Source organism: Rhodoferax sp. LS1P39 (assembly GCF_056521425.1).
The window spans coordinates 24,165-43,663 of sequence record NZ_JBWMAV010000008.1; the positions used below are offsets into that span (position 1 = coordinate 24,165).

General features: G+C 58.3%; 15 protein-coding genes and 1 pseudogene. 9 read left to right on the top strand and 7 right to left on the bottom strand.

Annotated elements, in window-relative coordinates:
• Positions 1-3: 3 nt before the first annotated feature.
• Entirely contained in the window at positions 4-4,410 is a 4,407-nt protein-coding gene (locus AC097O_RS13965) for a response regulator (protein ID WP_479593406.1), read from the bottom strand.
• Between the two features lie 431 nt (positions 4,411-4,841).
• On the bottom strand, positions 4,842-5,102 hold the full coding sequence (locus tag AC097O_RS13970) for a helix-turn-helix domain-containing protein (protein WP_479593407.1): 261 nt from the start codon (positions 5,100-5,102) through the stop codon (positions 4,842-4,844).
• 250 nt (positions 5,103-5,352) lie between these two features.
• Here AC097O_RS13970 and AC097O_RS13975 point away from each other — a divergent pair, with 250 nt between their 5' ends.
• From AC097O_RS13975 to AC097O_RS14000, 6 genes are all read left to right on the top strand, one after another.
• Positions 5,353-5,763, top strand: a complete 411-nt coding sequence (locus tag AC097O_RS13975) for a hypothetical protein (RefSeq protein ID WP_479593408.1) — start codon at positions 5,353-5,355, stop codon at positions 5,761-5,763.
• Between the two features lie 317 nt (positions 5,764-6,080).
• Complete coding sequence (locus tag AC097O_RS13980) at positions 6,081-6,287, top strand: hypothetical protein (protein ID WP_479593409.1); 207 nt, start codon at positions 6,081-6,083, stop codon at positions 6,285-6,287.
• Complete coding sequence (locus AC097O_RS13985) at positions 6,284-8,314, top strand: AAA family ATPase (protein WP_479593410.1); 2,031 nt, start codon at positions 6,284-6,286, stop codon at positions 8,312-8,314. The genes AC097O_RS13980 and AC097O_RS13985 overlap by 4 nt, the downstream gene beginning before the upstream one ends.
• Positions 8,311-9,816, top strand: a complete 1,506-nt coding sequence (locus AC097O_RS13990) for an FtsK/SpoIIIE domain-containing protein (RefSeq protein WP_479593411.1) — start codon at positions 8,311-8,313, stop codon at positions 9,814-9,816. Before AC097O_RS13985 ends, AC097O_RS13990 begins: the two co-directional genes overlap by 4 nt.
• Positions 9,813-10,955, top strand: a complete 1,143-nt coding sequence (locus tag AC097O_RS13995; protein WP_479593412.1) for an AAA family ATPase — start codon at positions 9,813-9,815, stop codon at positions 10,953-10,955. The genes AC097O_RS13990 and AC097O_RS13995 overlap by 4 nt, the downstream gene beginning before the upstream one ends.
• The gene (locus AC097O_RS14000; RefSeq protein ID WP_479593413.1) at positions 10,948-11,832 is read left to right on the top strand and encodes a hypothetical protein; all 885 of its coding nucleotides are present in this window, start codon (positions 10,948-10,950) and stop codon (positions 11,830-11,832) included. The genes AC097O_RS13995 and AC097O_RS14000 overlap by 8 nt, the downstream gene beginning before the upstream one ends.
• Positions 11,833-11,891: 59 nt before the next feature.
• Here AC097O_RS14000 and dndE read toward each other — a convergent pair whose 3' ends face one another.
• Genes dndE through dndB form a run of 4 tightly spaced genes read right to left on the bottom strand, consistent with a single transcriptional unit; the run spans position 11,892 to position 16,834 of the window.
• Positions 11,892-12,269 carry a DNA sulfur modification protein DndE gene (dndE, locus tag AC097O_RS14005; RefSeq protein WP_479593414.1) on the bottom strand — a complete coding sequence of 126 codons (378 nt, stop codon included), beginning with the start codon at positions 12,267-12,269 and terminating at the stop codon, positions 11,892-11,894.
• Positions 12,269-14,251, bottom strand: coding sequence for a DNA sulfur modification protein DndD (gene dndD / locus AC097O_RS14010; protein WP_479593415.1), 1,983 nt, complete (start codon positions 14,249-14,251; stop codon positions 12,269-12,271). Before dndD ends, dndE begins: the two co-directional genes overlap by 1 nt.
• 4 nt (positions 14,252-14,255) lie before the next feature.
• Positions 14,256-15,710, bottom strand: coding sequence for a DNA phosphorothioation system sulfurtransferase DndC (dndC, locus tag AC097O_RS14015; RefSeq protein WP_479593416.1), 1,455 nt, complete (start codon positions 15,708-15,710; stop codon positions 14,256-14,258).
• Positions 15,707-16,834: a DNA sulfur modification protein DndB gene (gene dndB / locus AC097O_RS14020; RefSeq protein WP_479593417.1), complete on the bottom strand. Its 1,128-nt coding sequence runs from the start codon at positions 16,832-16,834 to the stop codon at positions 15,707-15,709. The genes dndC and dndB overlap by 4 nt, the downstream gene beginning before the upstream one ends.
• 242 nt (positions 16,835-17,076) lie before the next feature.
• Between dndB and AC097O_RS14025 the strand changes: the two genes are divergently transcribed.
• Positions 17,077-17,751, top strand: a complete 675-nt coding sequence (locus tag AC097O_RS14025; RefSeq protein ID WP_479593418.1) for a hypothetical protein — start codon at positions 17,077-17,079, stop codon at positions 17,749-17,751.
• A 103-nt stretch (positions 17,752-17,854) separates the two neighbouring features.
• Positions 17,855-17,935: pseudogene (locus AC097O_RS14030) on the top strand (AAA family ATPase); the annotation flags it as partial.
• A gap of 38 nt (positions 17,936-17,973) precedes the next feature.
• On the opposite strand, the gene AC097O_RS14035 reads toward AC097O_RS14030, so the two are convergent.
• Entirely contained in the window at positions 17,974-18,873 is a 900-nt protein-coding gene (locus tag AC097O_RS14035) for a hypothetical protein (protein WP_479593419.1), read from the bottom strand.
• Positions 18,874-18,984: 111 nt separating this feature from the next.
• Between AC097O_RS14035 and AC097O_RS14040 the strand changes: the two genes are divergently transcribed.
• Positions 18,985-19,371: a helix-turn-helix domain-containing protein gene (locus tag AC097O_RS14040; protein WP_479593566.1), complete on the top strand. Its 387-nt coding sequence runs from the start codon at positions 18,985-18,987 to the stop codon at positions 19,369-19,371.
• Positions 19,372-19,499: the final 128 nt, after the last annotated feature.

Genomic DNA, 19,499 nt, shown 5'->3' on the forward strand with positions numbered 1-19,499 from the left:
GGTCTACTCCTTGGGGGCAATCCCGTAGTGCCGTGCCAGCAGGCGGCTGCAGGCCTCGGCACCCCGAAAGTCGAAGGCGTGCACGCAGGCCCGGATGGCCGCCAGATCCTGTTCAGGCACATGCTGCTCCAACCGGGCCAGCAAGGCCTCTACCGGCGCGGGGTTGTCGGTATCCAGCGCCTCCAGCAAGGCCTGCATCTGCGCTTCCAGGCCCGCACGGGCCTCGGGGGACTCGGAGGATGCCATGCGCTCCTGGGCGGCGGGCAGCACCACGGGGGGGGCAAAGCGCGCGATCAGTTCCAGGGCTTGCCGCAACGCCACGTCCAGGCGGGCCAGCACCGGTATCGGGTCATAGCCCATGGACAGCACCCGCTCGGCCTCGCTGGCCAGGCGGTAGGTGGTGGGCAGGGCCATATTGGCGGCCACACCGGCCAGCTTGTGGGCCAATGCGGCAGCGGCGGGGCGGTCGTCGGCCGCCAGGCTGGCATGCATCTCGGCCACCGCATGGCCGTAACCGCTGGAGAAGCGCCGCAGGTATTCGCGGTACACCGGCAGATTCGACCATACCTGCAGACCCTGTGCAACGTCCACCACCGATGTGTCCAACAGCGGGATGGCCTCCAGGGACACTGCGGGCAGCGCCTCGGGGGCCATGGGCATCGCACGGGGCACCACGCCCGGCTTGCGCCGCAGCCGCTGGATCAGCGCCACGGTGGACGGCACGTCAAAGGGTTTGCTGATGAAGTCGGTCATGCCCACGGCCTGGGCGGCTTCCTGCTGCGACTTGAAGGCCCCGGCGGTCAAGGCCACGATGGGCAGGTCGTTGAACTGTGGCATGCGCCGCAGTTGGCGCGTGGCTTCAATACCGTCCAGGACCGGCATCTGCACGTCCATCAGCACCATGTCGACTTCGCTGGGGTGGGCCCGCAACCAATCCAGCGCCACCTGGCCATCCTCGGCCAGCACCACCTCGGCCCCCTGCTGGTGCAGGATGCGTTGCGCCACTTCACGGTTGATCTCGCTGTCGTCCACCACCAGCACCCGCACCCCGGCCAGGGCCTCACCCACTGCATGCTGTACGACCGGTGGCACGCCTACCGCATGGGCGCGCTTGCGTTGCGCGGTCATGACGGCGTTGTACAGGGTGGAGGTGGTGACCGGTTTGCTCAGAATCGCGTCCACCAGGTCGGCCCCTGGCTGGCTGGCCAGACTGGTGATCGAGTAGGCGGTAGCCATGATGACGATGGGGCATTCGTCGGGCGGCACGCTGCTGCGGATGGCTTGCGCGGTCGCCAGGCCGTCCATGCCCAGCATTTTCCAGTCCAGCACCACCACATGGGGCAGCTTGCCGTGTTTGCGGCTTTGCACCTGGGCAAGCACCGCCTCGCCGGAATCCACGGCGCTGACCTGCCAGCCCAGGCCCTGGGCAATATCCACCACGGCGCGCAGGGCGATCTGGCTGTCATCGGCAAACAGGGCATCGATGCGGACCATGTCGGGCGACGAAAAGTCGGTGCTGGGAATTTGCTGCAGGGGCACGGTAAACCAGAATTCGCTGCCCTCGCCCAGGGTACTGACCAGGCCAATCTCGCCACCCATCAAGCCCACCAGCTGGCGGCTGATGGTCAGGCCCAGGCCGGTGCCGCCAAAGCGCCGGGTGGTGGAGCCGTCGGCCTGGGTAAAGGCCGAGAACACCTCGTTCTGCAACGCCGGGGCAATGCCGATGCCGGAGTCCACCACGCTGAACCGCAGGATGAGCGTGTTTTCATGCACGCTGAGCAGCTCGGTGCGCAGTTCCACCTGGCCCGCATGGGTGAACTTGATGGCGTTGCTGGCCAGGTTGGTCAGCACCTGCTCCAGGCGCAAGGCATCGCCCTTCACCGCGTTGATGCCCGTCGGCAGGGGCTGGATAATGATTTCGATATTTTTATTGCCCGCCGCGATGCCCATGGCGCTGGCCAGGTTGTCCATCACATCGCCCAGGCGAAACGGCGTGCACTCTATGGCCATATGCCCGGCTTCGATTTTGGACACGTCCAGCACGTCGTTGATGATGCCCAGCAGCGAGCGGCCCGAGGCCCGTATCTTGCGCACCAGATCATGGGTGTTCGAGTCCAACTGCGCCTGTTCCAGCAGATAGGCCAGGCCCAGAATGGCATTCAGGGGCGAACGGATTTCGTGGCTCATGTTGGCCAGGAACTCGGCTTTGCTGCGGTTGGCGGCCTCGGCCACGTCGCGGGCCTGCAGCAAGGCGGCCTCGGCCTGCTTTTGGGCCGAAATATCCTGCGCGAACACCAGGGTGGCGGGCCCATCGGCCAGCACCACACGGGCGGTAGTTTTGAATACCGGCACCAAAGAACCATCCTTGCCCAGCGCCACGGCTTCAAACATCTGCTCCAGCGGGGAGTCTTCCTGCACCAAGGCAACCTGGCCGTGGAACAGCGTACGGGACTCCTCCGACAGCATGGCGCGCCAGGGCAAACCGACCAGATCGTCCATGGCCGCATAGCCGTGCAGAGCCCCGTAACGCGGATTGGAATACACAAAATGTCCGGCCCGCAAAATGGCAATCGCCAGAGGCGCGTCTTCGATCAAGGTACGAAAGCGGGCCTCGCTTTGGCGCAGCGTGTGGGCCATGCGGCGCTCGGTCACGTCCCGGAAGGTTAGGATCACCTGGTCCACCTGGCCCTCGGCATCCAGAATCGGCGCGGTGCTGTATTCCAGAATCACCGACTGGCCGGTGTCCGTGCGGCGCACCGTCACCTCGAAGTCGCGGACAAAATCACCATCGCCCCCGCGCACGCTGATCCATTGCCCGGCAGGCACGACCTCCCCGCTGGGCAGCGTGACTTCGATCTTGGAGCGCACCTCGTCTATCGGCGTGGCCGCATCAAACAGTCCATGGATGCTGCGCGCGGCCAGGTTGATGCGCACGATGGTCTTCTGGCGGTCAAAAACGAAGACCCCTTCGGTCATATTGTCGAAGACCGCTTGCAGGCCATTGCGCGCGCGCACCACTTCCTGATCGGCCAATTTGGCCGCCGTGATGTCCATGTGGGTGCCCATCAGGGTGATACCCCGGCCCTGCGCGTCGCGCTCGATCGCCTGGGCCCGCCCCAGAATCCAGACCCAGTGGCCCAACCGATGCTGGATGCGGTAGCTCACCTCGTATAAAGGCTGGCTGCCATCGATACAGGTGTCTCGGGCCCGCTCACACACAGGCAGGTCCTCGGGGTGGATCCGGCGACGCCAAAACTCGGGGTCATTCTGAAAATCCTGCTGCGCATATCCGACCATGCCCAGCGAGATGTCGTCGTAGGTACGCTCCCCCGTGGGCGCATGGAGACTCCACAGGCCCAAATTGCCGCCGCGCAGCGCCAGCTTCAGCCGGTCGGCGGCCTCCAGGCGCTCGCTGTCGCGCTCAAACGCCAGGTGTTCCATGCGCGACCGCCGCGTCTGGCCCCACCACAGCCCGCCGCCGCAGAGCAAGGCCAGTGCGGCGTACAACACGCCGTTGGTGAAGGCCTGGCGCTGCAAAGCCTGCCGGATGGCTTGCAGGTCGCGGCTGAGGCCGATCACCAGGCCCTTGTCCATCTGCAGAGCACTTGGCTGGATGGTACGCAGAGCCATCAGGCGCTGCTCGCCGGTACGGGGTATCGTGCCCGTCAACACATTGCTGGGCTTGCCGCTGGCCAGGTGCCGCTGGAAAAAGGTGCCCGGCCGGTTGTAGTTGTTCCCGTCAATATGGGCCCTGGACGGAAAATTCAAAAACTGCAGCCCATCGCCATGGACCACAAAACCCCAGACATCGGAGGCGTACATCGCCGGTCGAAAAATACCGGTGAAATACTCTGGATCGAGCGTGGCGATCACCAGTCCCGCAAACTCCCCATGGTCGCCAGGCACCATCCGGGCGGTGTTGACAACCAGGTCCTTGCGCAATGACACATAAGGTGCCGACACGTACAGGGTTGTCGGGCTCGGCTGCGATTGCACGGTTTTGAAATAGACCCGCTGGCTGAAGTTGACTCCCACCAAATCAGGGCTATGCGCGGCCATCGCCACGCCCTGTGCGTCCATCACCACCATGGCCCGGATGCCCGGCATGGCATTGACCAGCGCACGCAAGCGCCGGGACAGGTCGTCCGTCTTGGTCGCCCCCGGAACCGCCAGGAAGTCCTGGATGACATCCTCCATCGCCAGGCTGATGACCCCCAGATTGCCCTGGATGTCGTTGGCAATCACATTCGACTGCACCTGCAAGCGGTCTTGCTCGGTGACCAATGTGCGCTCCAGCTCGACGGAATGCACGTAGGCAATGAAGCCCCCTACCAGGGCGAGGACCACCACCAGCAGCAGCCATTCAAGCAGTTTGCGTCGCGAAACCAAACGTCTGGTGTGGGTGAGCATCTGCCCCATGCTAGCCCACTTTTCCAAACAAATCGTTACATTCACGCGTTCTTAGACCAAAAAATGCGGAATCACCTCCTCCATTTGTATGAAAACCTGAGCCTATCGCCTACATCAAAAAAGCCCGCTAGCACAAGGCCAGCGGGCTATGAAAAGGTTGAATTCCAGCCAGGTTAGCGCGCTTGTATTTACCTTTGGGCTGTAAACAAGCTAAAAATCCTGAGTTCACAAGAACTTAAGTGAAGCCTGAAGCAGTTGATGTCAATAAATATAGCGTATCAACTCATTTCTATGCATTTCCAATTCAGTTGTAAACAACAAGGCAGAATATTTCCAAGCTCTAGCCACCTCATCAAATCGAAGGCACCTGAAGCTGCTTGAAGATGCCATCCAAATATGGCAACGCACATCGCAACAGCAAATTTATGTACTTAGTTCGTGTTAGTCGATGGGAGGGGTGGTGGCGGTAGTAACAAATCGCTGATGTCTAGACCTAGCGCCACTGCCAGAGCCTCCATGTTGTCAACCGCAATGTTGCGCTCCCCGCGCTCGACGGAGCCGACGTATGTCCGATGCAAGCCAGATAGTTCAGCTAGTGCCTCCTGGCTGATATTTCTGGCTAGGCGTTCGCTTTTGAGCAGCCTTGCGAAGCGCAGTCTTGCAGATTCGATTGGCTTAAGGGCGTTTGACATCGCCCGCAAGAGTGCTTTTTAGATGACTATAGGTCTACAGACTATAAGTAGCACTTAGCTAAAATGAACTTGAGAGCGGCTGTCGCTCGCGCTGAAGGAGGACCTAACAGCACTTGCCTACCAACGGGTCGTAATGCCATATAGATTTTCAAATCCACCAAGACCCGTCGCATCCATTGCTTTTGGAGTTAAAGACCTCCGCCTCGTTGGCGGGCTGCGGAAAGGGTCCCGCAACCTCTGGTCTGCTCGAGTGAAAGTGGTTCGACCTGGTCTGTTTTGCAGGGTCTTCTCCAACATCTTTTTTGCGGAGTCGCACAACACCGCTTATATTTTCGGCATCGAAATGCAGGATGGTCGGCCTGCAGACCTGCCAGATGACTTGGCAGATCTACAACAGCAGTTCATTCACTTCCTGCGCGAACAGACCCGTATTGACTCAGCCGCACTTGGCTGGATGGCCGAAGCCTTTGAAGGATATGAGTACGGCTGCGAGGGTGCAGCCACGGCAGCTTACGTAGTGGCTCGTGACGTTCCATTGCACCTTGGAATTGGCTACCAAACTGCGTCGGGAGCGTACGAGCTCGTCGGCATTCACTGGACCGACGAATTGGTGGCCTACGCCAGAACGACACTGCCCTTCGATGAACTGGACGAAGTTTGAAGGCCAAGGTTTCGCGCGCGAAAGTTCAGGCGCGACGTAAAGAATTCGAACAGTTGGCCGAAAGCGACTGCTTTTACGGGGCATGATTGCTGAACCGAGCTTTAAGCAAGTCATTTCGACATACTTCCTGAGAATTCGCCATTTGCTCGACTATATGTGCAGTCAAGTCCTTTCAATTTGACCCGCTTCGCTGGCCGCACCGTTGGTAAGCTGTTCAGCGACGCTGATGGTTAGCCTTCCGAGCAAAGTAACGTCGCGCCATGTCAGAATAACTTCTTTACAACTATCCAGTCCGCACCAGGACAGCAAGGTAATGCATGCTAGACGGCACCCAGGACGATAAACTCATCCGCCAGGCAGCAGTGCGTCATTCTGTACCCCCCGCTCTCCTTCATGATTTGCTGGCACTAGCTCCGAGATTTGAGAACCTGCATATCCACGGCGTAAAAGCTGAGTTCACCCGGTCGGTCGAGCTCATCTTGGATGGCGTCGGCGAAGCCAAAAACAACGGTACGAAGGGATGAGATTCATAAGCCTTGAGGTTGAGGACATCTTCGCGTACCACGGTGTTAGCAAAGTGGAATTCGATGCTTGTACGGATTCCCGCAACATCGTGATCATCTCCGGCCACAATGGCGCCGGCAAGACGAGCTTGCTCAACGCCATCAAGTTGCTGTTCCTCGGGGCGGAAAGTGACAGTCTCAGACGGGTGAGTTTCGGGGCATCCGCTATCACCCCAAAGCATTTTGTACTTGGCCAGAGCGGTCGCTGGTATGGGGTTTTCAACACCAGAGCGCAGAGCGCGGACGCACGTGCCCGGGTGGCCCTGGAATGGGAAGATGCCGGCCATCGTTACCGCGCGGAGCGCAGCTTCCGCAGGGTCGCCAGCGGCTACGACGAAAGCCTCTTGGTCACTCTCGATGGCAAGCCCGAGGCCGATCCCCAATCGATCCTCCTGCAGCTCCTACCGCGCGAGGTGGTGCCATTTTTCTTCTTTGACGGGGAACAGATTCAGTCCATCGCAGATGCGGAGGTAGGCCGAGAGCAGGTGGAAATCGAGCGGCTGCTGGGACTCTCCTACGTCGCGGCCTTAATTAGAGAGATTGAACTCTACACAAAAAACAAGCACAGGGCCGGTATTCCCGCGCATGCCAGGCTCCGCATCGTGCAATCCGAAAATGCACAACGTGAAGCGCAGGCCCGTGCGGAACTGGCCAGCAACGCCCGCATCGCGATCGAAGTAGAGATACAGGAACTCCAGCGCGAGCGACGACGCTTGGACACTGAACGCAACAGGCTTCGAACGGGCATTGCCGAGTCAGAACGACTGCGAATGACAGGACGTATCGAGATACTTCGCCAAGAATATGCACGGTTGGCCCAGGAGGTCGCGGAAAATTTGCCCACGGAATCTCCTTGGCTAACCAACCTGCATTGGGTTCAAGAGGCCTTTATCGCGTTGGAAGAGGAGCTCAACCGCAATGCCAATCCAGACGTTGCCCTGCGGCTGCACCAAGGATTGCCAACCGAACTGTTGCGGCGCCTGGCTTTACAACGTCCGCCGGTAACGCTCGACGACGAGCAGGCGCAGCGGTTTAGGCGCGATGTCGATGAAGCGCTCGAAGCGTTCGGCATCACCGATCAAGCGCCAAGCAACCCTTTGCTGAGTTCACTGAGCCCACGCCAGGTGCACGCGCTGCACCGGCGTTTTCTGGTGTGGTCCGAAAAGGGGGCGAGCTTAGCTGGAGCGCATGCCGAGCGCCTGCGTGTGATACGTCAAGTCCAGAGGGAGCGGGTGCAGATCCAGCGCGACCTTGACGAAGCCGAGATTACGACAGACGAAGCGCGCCAGCATTTCGATGCCTTAACGGGACGCATCGAGCAACTCGAGCAACTCGAACGCGAGCGTGGCGACGCGGCAACTGAGTATCGTATCGAGGAGCAGCAGGCTCGGCGCGCTATAGCTGACGCCCAAAGTGAAATCTCACGGGCCGAAAGAGAGTTCGAGATAGTTTCTCGCCAGAACCAAGGCTATCAGCTCGGACTGAAGGTCAAGCAAGCGCTGGAGGACTACCGACACCAGCGCCGCACGCAGATCCGTAAAGCGGTGGAGACTCGACTGAATGAGCACGTCGGTGTGCTGCTCGGCCCTAGCCAATTGATCAAATCTGTCCGCCTGGACGAACAATTCAACATGACCTACTACGATGCGCAGGAGGACATCGTTGCGCGCCGCAGCATCTCTGCGGGCATGCGCCAGCTTGTGGCGATGTCGATGCTTTGGGCACTTAAGGACGAAGCGAATCGGCCCCTGCCCGTCGTCATCGATACTCCACTCGGACGGATAGATCGGCAGAACAGGGCCTTGCTGATGACTGATTACTTTCCTCGCGCAGGCAACCCTCTGGTTCTGTTGCCGACAAGCAGCGAACTGGGCGAGGAGGAATATGCACATTTGTCCTCGCATATCGCACGACGGTACGAGATTCGCAACAGCGATGGAAGAGACGCACGTATCGTCGAGGTTAAAGGCATAGGAACCACGGGATGAGCAGTCTCTATTTCACTGCTGAAGAGCGCGATTTCTGCGATCGCGTTCTCGAGCAAGGCATGAATATGCCACCTAAGCACGCGCCACGGTGGTGGGTCATTCGCTTTGCCGTCTCCCTATCGTTGCGGCTAGATACTCTACCGGACGAGAGATACAGCGCGCCGACTCAGCGTGCAAGCGAACTGGAACTCGAGCAAATTACGGGCTTCGGCAAAGAGCCAGCCGAGAATTACGACGACGCAATGCGCCTGCTGCTGTCGGTTCGACACCAGCATGACCTCTTCCTTGAGCAAAACGACCCTCTCTACCTTCAGGCACTGCAACGCCACGCCAGGCGTGGCATCGAACACCTGATTTCAACATGGCGGCCCGATCGAAGTTTCCACGACTACCTGCTGGATGAACTTTACATGGATGCTGGGCCGCCGACAGGCGCGCAAGGTGTCGGCACGGGCGGCGTCGTTAGTCTGGCCGCGCTCACCCAAGGGCTTGTCCAAATCGGTGTGTCTGCGGAGCTAGTCGGCGAGCCGCTCCAAGGTCCGCGGCTGACCCGGTTTCAGCTCACGCTGGCCGCTGTAGACGACTATGACCGCTTAAGAAAAGGGGCCGAGGATCTGGCCTTTGCGATCGGACTGGGGAGCGCGGGTATCGCGGTAGTACGTGATCAAGGGGAGCGCCGCGTTATCGTCGACGTGCCGCGTCCCAGTTCCAGCTGGACCGACGTCACGTGGCCGGGTATCCGGGCCGCGCTGGTCGACCGGCAAGAAGCCCTGCCCGTGTGCCCGGGCGTCGACGTGATGGGTACGCCACTTGTGTTTGACTTGGTGGATGCGCCGCACCTTTTCATCGCGGGTGCCACCGGCAGCGGCAAGAGCGTCTGCCTGAATGCCTTGCTGGTCTCTCTACTCGCAGCGCGCAACCCGCCCGAGCTGCTGATGATTGATCCCAAAGGGGTGGATTTTGCTGACTACGACAAGTGCATCAGGCTGCGAGACCAGCGTGTCATCACCGACATGTCCGAAGCCGTCACAGCGCTGCGCGGGCTGGTGCAGGAGATGGAAGTGCGTCAGGGTGTGCTTCGCCAGTACAACGCGCGCAATCTCGCGGAAGCCCAAGCCAACGGCGCGTCGCTGGAACGCCTGGTCGTCGTCATCGACGAACTGGCCGACTTCATGATGGGCAAGAGCGGGGCGGAAGAACCCCTGATCCGCCTAGCGCAAAAAGCACGAGCTACGGGCATCCATCTGGTACTCGCTACGCAGCGGCCAGAAGCGGCGACCTTCCCGGGGTTGCTACGGGCCAACATCCCCAGCCGGATCGCACTCACGGTCCAGAAATCCGCCGATTCCAGAATCATTCTCGATGAAGGCGGAGCGGAAAAATTGCTGATGCGAGGGGACATGCTGGTGAAGCTGGCTGGCCGCGATGCGGTGCGGGTCCACGGCGCACGTGTGGAGCCAATGGACATCCGAGCAGCCGTTCAAGGAGTGAATCGTCGATGAATCCCTTACTTCGTCCCACGAGCTTTCAGCTCGTTCACCTGTCGCTCCTTGATATCGGAGCGCTACGTGGTATCACCAATTTCAGTCTCACCGCCGCAGACGGCCGTGCGGTAAACATCTACCTGATCATGGGCCCCAACGGGGCTGGCAAGACCACCATCCTTGAGGCGATCTACGCGTCCATGCGGTTGCTCAGTGCGAAGGAACACGCTGAGTGCGGCATCGATGCGGTCGATCAAGGACAGGGGGGGGTGCAGCTCGACGCTTTGGTCACGCTCGACGACGGTCAACGGGCGCGACCGTTCCTTTTGTCGATCGTGATGGGCGAACCTGGCTTGCTGCGCACTTGGGGCAACGAGGAACTGGACCGGATCGGCGCGGAAAGCCAGATCATCTTGATTTACAAGAGGTCGGGAAGTGGTTCAACCGTTGCCCGCTCGCCCGAGTCTCACCCGGAGGCTTTAAGCTTCGCCGAAGCCATCGTCGAGCGCCTGGAGGAGGCGCCCCCTGCGCTCTTCGACACCGGTAACGGTTTTCCGACTGTGCTGTATTTCCCTTCGGACCGCGGCATCCGGCGCCCTCCCAAAGGCGAACGAGCGGTCATACGTCCAGAAGGACTTGGCTACCGGCCCGCGCATCGATTCGATGCCGACGGGGCGACTTGGTCAGCCTCCATCGACAACCTATTCGTGTGGTTCACTTGGTTGGACGACGGACGTGACAGTCTCTGCCGGGATCTTGTAAACCAACTAATCTTCCGAGGTGCGAAGCTCCTGCGCCCTGTCGATCGCCCCACGCTTTCCGTTCCAGTGGAGGTAGAGGGCGGAGCCAGGCACCGCCTCGATCAGCTGAGCAGCGGGGAGCGGCAACTGGTACAACTGGTCGTCCGAGTTGCCAGCCACATGACCGGCTCCACCATCGTACTGATTGACGAAACCGAACAACACCTGCATACGGTTATGCGCCGGCGGCTGATCAACATAATCAAGAACTGGGCGCGCGAATACGAGGGTATGAGCTTCGTGCTCACTTCCCACCAGGTCGACTCTATGCGAATCCTGGCACCCAAGCTGCAAGAAGACGGCTTGATCAAGGGAGGCTGTCTGGTCAAACCCAAGTTCCGCCCGCCTAATGAGTGAGAACATCGCGTCTTTCGATGACTTCGAGACGGATGCGCAGATCGCCGCGCATCAGGCCGGGCTCGTGCGCATCGTCTTAGAAGGTCAAACGGATGTCACGCTGTTCAAACGCTACTGGTTTCCTCACCGTCAGGATGTATTCGAGTTCGTCGATGCGGCCAACGTCGGAGCGGCACCCGGGTGCACGGGGGTCGCAGACGGCGTGGCCAAGTGCACCCAGCAAGGCATCCCGGCCATTGGTATAGTGGATCGAGATACCCTTTTCCGCGAAAAGAATTGGGATATGTTGTTCAGCCTCGACCCAGCTATCCTGAACCCTGATCCGGTTACTTCTGGAGTCTATGTGGCGTCTCGCTGGGAAGTTGAGGCGTATCTGCTGGAGGCGGACAACCGTCTATCGGACTGGGTAAGTGCTGAACATAGGCAGCCACCTGGCTCTGAACTAATGTGCCAGCGCGCGTTACCCATCATCCTGCAGTCCTGTGACGGCTTGCTGTCGACCACTTCTTTTTTCGCCGCCAACCATGAGCAGGGCAAACGCATCGTTGCAAACATGTTCTGGGATCAGCCTCTGGTACAAATACAAACCTTCTGCGACGCGCATCTTGCCGCTTGCCCTCCTGCCGTCAAACAGGTCGCTACCAAAGTAGACACGTTGGTGGCTGCAGTCCGACAGGGGCAACCACTTGAGGAACAGGAACGGTTGCCATTCCTGCTGCAGTACGTCGATACCAAACGTCTGTTCAAACGCCTCATACACACGTTGCAGGTCCGGGACAATCTATGGTTCCTCGCAACCCTCATGATGAGCAAAGGTCTACGCCCGCAGGAGCTGGACCAGTTCCTTTCAAAAGTCGAAACACAATTCGCCAATTGATCATCGCAGCCCTGGTGCCGCCGCTGGCCATCCCCAATTGCGACAACTTGGGGGTACCGCTAGCCCACCTCCGCCAGCGTTCTCGCCATTTCAATCAGCAGGTCGCTATCCCGTCGACTGACAAGATAAGACAGTCCACGATGAACATGTAGCAAAACGGTCTGACGTATGGATTCATCCGTGACGCGGCGACCTTCCGCCAGCAGCCGAACGGTTAGCAGGTTGTGATAAAGCGCATCTTCGCCGCCGGTAAGCGTGCGCCATTCGATTTCGAGGCCACCGTTGAAACTGAAATTCTCGGTCGGAGGAATCGATGGATTGGCGAGCGACAGGCACAGTGCATGCCGGCAGAGCGCATTGTTGTGCTCGATACCAGTCCGGCGCTTTAGTGTGACCAATTGATTGCGGGCTGCAGCATTCAGCTTGATCCGTTCCATCACCTGACCCCTCCGGCGTGCACTGCGTGAATAGACGAGCTGCCTGTCGCGTCGTCGAAGTCGAGCGAATACTCGGCTGCGGTGAAGGGCATAAGTGCCTCGTGCGCCAGTCCATCCACCTCTTGGTCGGTGGACAAGACGACGACCTGATGCGACACCTTGGCAAAGAAGTGTTTGATTAGTGCTGACCTGTGCCGTTGATCCAACCGCGCAAGTGGCGTGTCGACCACCACCGGGAAACGACCTTTTCGCTCTTTGATCAGCGCGCTGAGCACAGAAATCGCGAGCAGTTGCCGCTCACCGGCGGACAGGCGATCCATTGGCAATTCATGCTGATTCCCGTCCTGAATCGAGACGCGGTACGTGGTTGGATCTACGACGACTCGGGCAATCAGGTTTTTCTTGCGCATCAAGTCTCGGAACTCGGTGGAGATCATCTCGGACAACCAATTCGCTTTGGATGCCAACAGCCGATTCTTGAATATCGCTAGCGTCTTGCGGGCTCGTAGCGACGCTTCGAGGCTCTTGGTCTCTAGCGACCGATCCTTGAAGTCGGTACTCAGGCGGTCCTGGGCCGCGCTCATCCTCGTGCGAAGGTGCTCGAGATTGCTCTGTGTCTCCGTGAGCCGTTGCGTGAGTCCTGCCAATTCTGAGTCGGCAGCGGCGGCGGTTTTCGAGTGCGATTGCAACACCGACAGAATCGCGCCAATCTGCTCTTCTGCCGGAATCTGGCCGATGCGCTGCTCTGCGCGATCCAACTCACCTTGCGCCAGTCGCAACTTCTCCAGTTCGTCCCGCAATCTTTCACGCCCAACCTGCAATTGGCGGTCGGCGTCCCGAGGCGGTGCGTCCTGCAGCGACAGAGTGCTCGAAGAGCGGGCCTTGCCGTAGCGGAGCAAATCTTCGGCGAGAGTTTTCCGGAACGTTTCGACCGTCGACTTGGGCGCTGACGCGGCCAACGAAGCCAGGATGCGTTGGTCGCGCTTCCTGAACTCTTGGCCCAACAGTTTGGAATGCCGCGCGTGCTGGTCTGCTTCCCACGCATCGCGATAACTGCCCCACAAATGGGGCAACCAGGAAATGGGTAACACAGGATCGGACACCGCGTCGGCGACGCTTGCTCGCAGCTGCTGGACATGGACTCGCCCCCTATCCACAGCATGACGGATAGCCGCTGCCTCCTGGTACGCGTCGAGCCCGCGTCTTTTTGCGTCGGCTGTGAACTTGTCTAGTGTGATCTGCGCTCGCTCCGCGGTGTTTTGGGCGGAGGCCCGCTCTTGCGTCAAAGTCTGCATGGTGCGCTCGCGTTCGTCGACCTGGGCCACCAGTGCCTCGAATTGGGCGCGTGCGGCCTCAAATTCCGACGAAGACGCCTTATTCTTAAGCGCCGCGCGCCGCTCCAGTGCCTTGAGGTCGTTGCCTAGCGAATCGATGCCGCCGATGCCCAAGAAAACTTCCGTTGCCCGCTTCAGCAGTTCGGGAAGGCGCTCAGGATTGGCTAGGGCCTCGATTTTTTCTCCGTCGAACAGGAACAACTGAACCAATTCGGCAGGAAGGATCGCACCTATGAAGTCGTCCCAAGACTGGGAGAACTCCTGGTTTAGTTGATCACTTTCGAAAACGCAGACTTCTTCTATGAGTTCGCCGGCACGGCGGTGCCATTCTCGTCTCAGCCTCAGATGACGTTGTGCCCCGCCGATTTCGACGATCAGGTCGATCTCCACGAGCGAATTTCCGATTGCATCTTTGCGCTGTAGACCAAGCATCAACTGCTCGTAGTCAGAGCGGCGCATGCCATCGATGGCCTTGTAGCCGTACAAGCCGACCTGCAATGCCGTCAACAGGGTGGTCTTACCGCTCCCGTTGAGCGCCTTGACCAAAACAACGGGGCGATCTTCTTCAACATCGAGAATGAGGGTCTGCCGCTCGCGAAAGGGGCCGAAGTTCTCGATGGAAACATTGGAGATAGTGATCTTCGCCATGAGGTTATGCAATCACAGCAGCGGGGTCCGGGTCATCTTCATCCTGACCTGTAGTCGAAATACCGGAAATTGCGAATTCATAAGCCTCCTCCTCATTTCGGAAGGCATGGTGGCGAAGCACATCCTCCAGGCGATCAAGGTGTTTGGAACGCTTATGCGACTCCATCTCCTGAAATTGCACCGCCAGCAGGCCACGCGCGAGTTTGTAGAGTTCTGCAGATGCCTCTGGATCAACGTCCTGTGCCGCTTGCTCAAGCAACTTTAGATCCGATGCATCTAGTGGCGACTGCTCCAGATTCCTGCCCGGATACCTCACGCCGAACACTTCGGTGTAGATGGTCGGAACCAAGTCTTCGATCTCGCCCTTCTCTTCAACCCAAAGCCGCCTGATCTCATCGAGTTCGTCGATGGATATCAACTCGATCAACTGGGTGCCTTGCGCTCTGTCGGCGCCGCGAATCACGCGTTGTGTCAGCAGGAGTTCGCGAAGTAGTTTGGCGCGATGCGCCTGCGTATACGGCCCATGGACAAGGCCATCGCGGAACACAGTCAGCCGCCCGTTCATGCGACGGAAGTCGCGTACCGCGCGATCCTCTCCGGCCAGATGGTTGTTGCGGAAATCAAGGATGGGTTGCATCCACTGCTTCTGCTCGTCGTTCTGGATCATCGCCTGCATGGATTTGTCCTGAGACACCATGGTGCAGACGTAGCAACCGAAGCGGCTGTCGCCACAGCTCGCCGTGGACGTGTCGACAACGATGGGGCACTCAGCGTCTGGCGTAGCACCGCGGTAGATACTGAACAGTTCTTGATTGTCGATGCCCCAGGGGTTGGGCCTCGAGATCAAGTACTCCCAGACATCATCGCTGGTCCAACTCTCGATCGGTGGATAGACCCAAACGCGAGAAAGCCGCGGGTCCTTGTTTTTGCTCAGCCGTGCTCGAGTGCTGGTCTTGTACTGCTCCATTACTTTGTCACGTGCCTGGCTTTCGCCACGGCGTTGCCCCAGCACCAAGATCGCTTCCCCATGGTTCTCAGACAGCTCTTGGATGAACTTTGTCGACGCGCTAATTTTTAAGCGGTCAGTGCACCACCTGAACTTAGGACGCGGTGCCGGGTACCCCTTCCCGATCAAGCTGACCCAGAATCTGTTTTCCAGCGAGGGAGTGAGCCGGTGCGCCGTGATCGGTAGGCCCTGCTGTGAGGCGGCCAGGTTGATCTGCTGCAACGACACTTCTACCCAACCTGCAATGATGGGATTTTCGACCAACGTGTCCGTGCTGATCACATGGATAGGCTTGGAGCGTTGTTCCTTGGGCAGCGCCGCGATTGCCGTCCAGAGCAGTTGTAATGATGCCGTCGAATCCTTGCCCCCGCTGTAGCCAACGATCCAAGGAATCGTGTCAGACAGGTAGAGTTCGCGCACCTCGTCTTCAATGTTTTCCGGAGAAGTGCTCATTTCCGCGCCTTTGTAGAAGTGTCCCGTCTCAGGCCGCGTGAGGATCGCCAAGCAGCTTCAGCCGTGCTCTCGTCTGAGCTCAGGTCTAGATCTAACACCCGCTTAATTTCATTGCAGGTCAAAGTAATGTTTTGGCCTGACTTGGCCATCGCTCCGCCTACCATCGCGCGCCCTTCCCAAGTGGTGGCGTTCTGCCTTGACCAATCCACCGCGTGAAGCTGTTTGATCCGCTTCACTCTGTCGTGAGAAGAAAGCTGGTACAGGGCCCGTCCCGCCCGTCCCAGCGCCTGCAATACGATGGCGTGCGAGTGAATGAAATCGCGCCGTACTTCGCCGGATGTCATTTTGGATTGCCTGACGTAGCTCCATTCCGGTATCTGCGCCCCCACCAATTCCCAGAACTCCAGGCATTTTTCACTTGCGCTCCCAAAATCCTCGAGTTCCTTTTCGACCAGCAACTCGGTATTTGCAAAATTTATCGCGCTCAACGTAAACAGTTTGCGCGACCGCGGCGACAGCGAAGAGCGCTCGGTTTCGATTAAATTCTTGAATACTGACGAAGTCAGGCTCAGATGCCGCGCCAAACTTGCGGCCGCACTGCGATGGTCATACAGAACACCTATCGAGGCGGATGGTCTGACCGCGTAACGATTTAGATCTGCAAACATCTGCTGGCATCGCTCCAAGCCCCGGTCCAGAAAGAAAACCACCGCAATGGTCTCCTCTCCCAGTTCGGGGACAGCCTCCAGCGCTTGCACGATGGCCGCGCGTCGATGTTGCCCATCGTTCACGATGAATTTCGCGTCCATGGAGACAGTCAACGAGCCCATCCGAAACTTGGCCGGTCCGTCCGGTCCGACAGATTCGAATCGGATTGCCCCATCAATCGAAACTGTAATAGCCGAGAATGTGTAGCTAGCCTTGTTTTCAATGACGTATCGCGCGATGTCGGGAATCCTTGCCTTGTTCAGTGTTCGCTGCGCGCGTAGCTCTGGCACCAATTCTTCCTCATCGAATGTGAACAGGCGTGGAAGTAAGCGAAGCGGGCACATGGAGACGTAATATTCACGCCCTGCCTGAATGCCTCGAATTGCCGGGAAAACATAGGAAAAACTCTCAGCCATTTGGCTTATCACATTTAAATGTTTGTATGTTAACAAACAAACGTACGCTCATCCATGCAATCAAAGGTTTTCTATCTGAAACTGATGGGGCTTGACCTCATCTGCCATGAGGGATGATCCCGCTCAAGGAACCGGGTGTTGCCTGGGACTTTACCGGCGGGCAACGACGGTACGTTTAACATTGGCAACCGCGAACTCAGTTAGTCAATTCAACGTCGGCAATAACGGCAAGGAGTTGCACTGTGAAAAATCGCCGCTTGGAACAGATGCAGGTCCAGATGCGTCTCTATCACTCCCGCAACCCTTGGCCCCTACAAGGGGGACTTTTCGTTCCAGGAACCTACCCAGCCAAACGCGCGTTGACTTGGCTGACCCAAGTCGGATTCGTCCTTGGTCGACAGCGGGTTTTGGTCTGGTGTGTTCATCCCCGCATGAAGTACTCGGAGGCCATTGGCAAACAAGCACAGATCACCGCCGCCCCGTTTGCCGACTGGGTCATATGCAGGACGATCAAGACGAAATCTGATGGTCCCCGACGCATCGCGACTCTTGACCAACGCGACGGCGACCGCACCGACCGGTTGCTGGCCTATTTTGACCAGGTACAGGGTATCGAGGATGGGCTTCAGATGCAGGGAATCGATTGTGTCGTTCGTCCATCGCTGCTCGTCCATCGCCTCCCATGGGGCATGAGAATGGAGCTATGCGCGCCCCTGGAAGTACGCGACATGAATGACATCCGAACGCTGGCCGACCTGGCGAAGGGCTTGCTAAAAAGGGAAATCACCGCTGCTGAGATCTTTCCAGGTTATGAATATGGACAGGTTGATTGGCTGAAGGAGGCGGCTGCAAGGAACCAGCGCTCCAATTCGCCCTCTGGGGCGAGGCTGCTCCCCGAGGGCGTGCCGTTGAAGTAGCCCCGCATGCTGCCCCGGATTAACGATATGCGCCACGAACTTGGTAATACCTCAGTGTGTGGATAGCTCTGGAGGCCACGCCTTGACCTCATTGGTAGATACCATTGCAGCGCACGAGCGCAATGATTTGCTGGAGTTGTTGGATGACCAGGTGGGCAGTCGTGCCACGCTCATCACCAGCCAACGCTAAGTCATCAGCCCGGAGCTCGCCATCACTGGCTGTTATCGCCAACGCCACGGCTTGGCCATGTACCGACGCACTATTAATGATGTGCGCAATCCTTGCGGGTACTTTTTCATGCGCTCCTGCAGGTGCCATTGCTGATCGAAAAGCATTGAAACCCTATCTACCCAGTCCCAATGCAGCCCCGGATCATCGGCACCATTGAAGCCTAACGCGTGATCGATCAAGATAATCGTCCGATGGAACCTCTCTCGATGCCTCCCGGTCCAAATTGGATCGTCAGCGTAGAGGACTGGCAGCAACCAGAGAATCCGATTGAGATTAACTCGTCGTTGATAGTCCAAGGCAGTTCCCCGGCACCGCCGCTCAGTCCAGAACAAGAACACACTATCCAGGTAACTCAGTTTGTGCAGGCTCAAACGATCCACAAGCTGAGGAACAACATCCAACTCATGATTGGATAACGATCCGATGGCCGTCCAGATGTCGTGCCAATGGTCAGGCATCCGCGCCCTGTATCGCCGGACAGTGCGCAGGTCTACATCGGGATTAGCCAGCCAAAGCCACACAGGATGATGCAACTCAAATTGGGTGCGGGGCACCTTTTGTCTCAGTAACGTTGCATGTGCTGGGCTAAGAATGTGCTCGCCTCGGGCCCTTGCATACCAGGCACTAATTCGGCTGTCGTCTTCTGTGCAAACACCGATGCTGGAAAGTAATGCCTTGATGGTCTTTTGCCCGGAAAGGTCGAGCAGTTCATCAAAAAAAATACGCATTTTGAGTCGCTTGAACTCTGCTTGAAACGCAACGCGAAAGTTATCCGGGGACACCTCCGAGTTCGTAGAACCTTCTTCCTCCCCTTGGGAAAATTGGAATACTGAGGCAAGTTGAGACATATAGCGAAACCTCGAAACGGACACTTCGTTGTCAGTCGACATGTGGACGGATGCTCAATAGGATGACACAACAAGACTAATTGACACTTTTTTGCGTAAAGGCTGTCCGGCGTGATGACTGTATTACTTCGGTTTCCGGGGGCATTTCGACGGATGAGGATGCGCCGCGGACTACTTCAGAAGTCGGTCGCATACCAATTACGGCTCGATCCTGGGTTGCTTTGTGCCATTGAAAAGGGCGCAAGGAGCCCATTCGATCAAGAAACGTTGGAACGAGCCGCTGAACTGCTAGAGCTATCGAAGACCGAACAAGCAGAGTTATCGTGGACCGCGCACCACGACCGCCTCGTGGGCCTCCTTTGCAATCGGGGGGCCACGCCCGCTGAGATCGAATTGATTTCAGCCTCCCTCCTTGCTTGGCACCACCTTCAAGCCGACCAGCTCGACGGACTTATCCGCAACGTCCGCAGGCTAGGTGAGAGCGCCCAATTCATATCGACGCTATCTTCGCCCGAGGGGCGACTGGAGGGATTCACATAACCTAAAGCAAAACGGCGGGCCACAGGGCCCGCCGCGTTGGCTCTGTCGATAGACAAAGACTGTTGGCGCATTCATTGTCTTCCCGAGCCGCTCCTTAGTCAACGGCCTCACATTCCCTTTGTCCATTC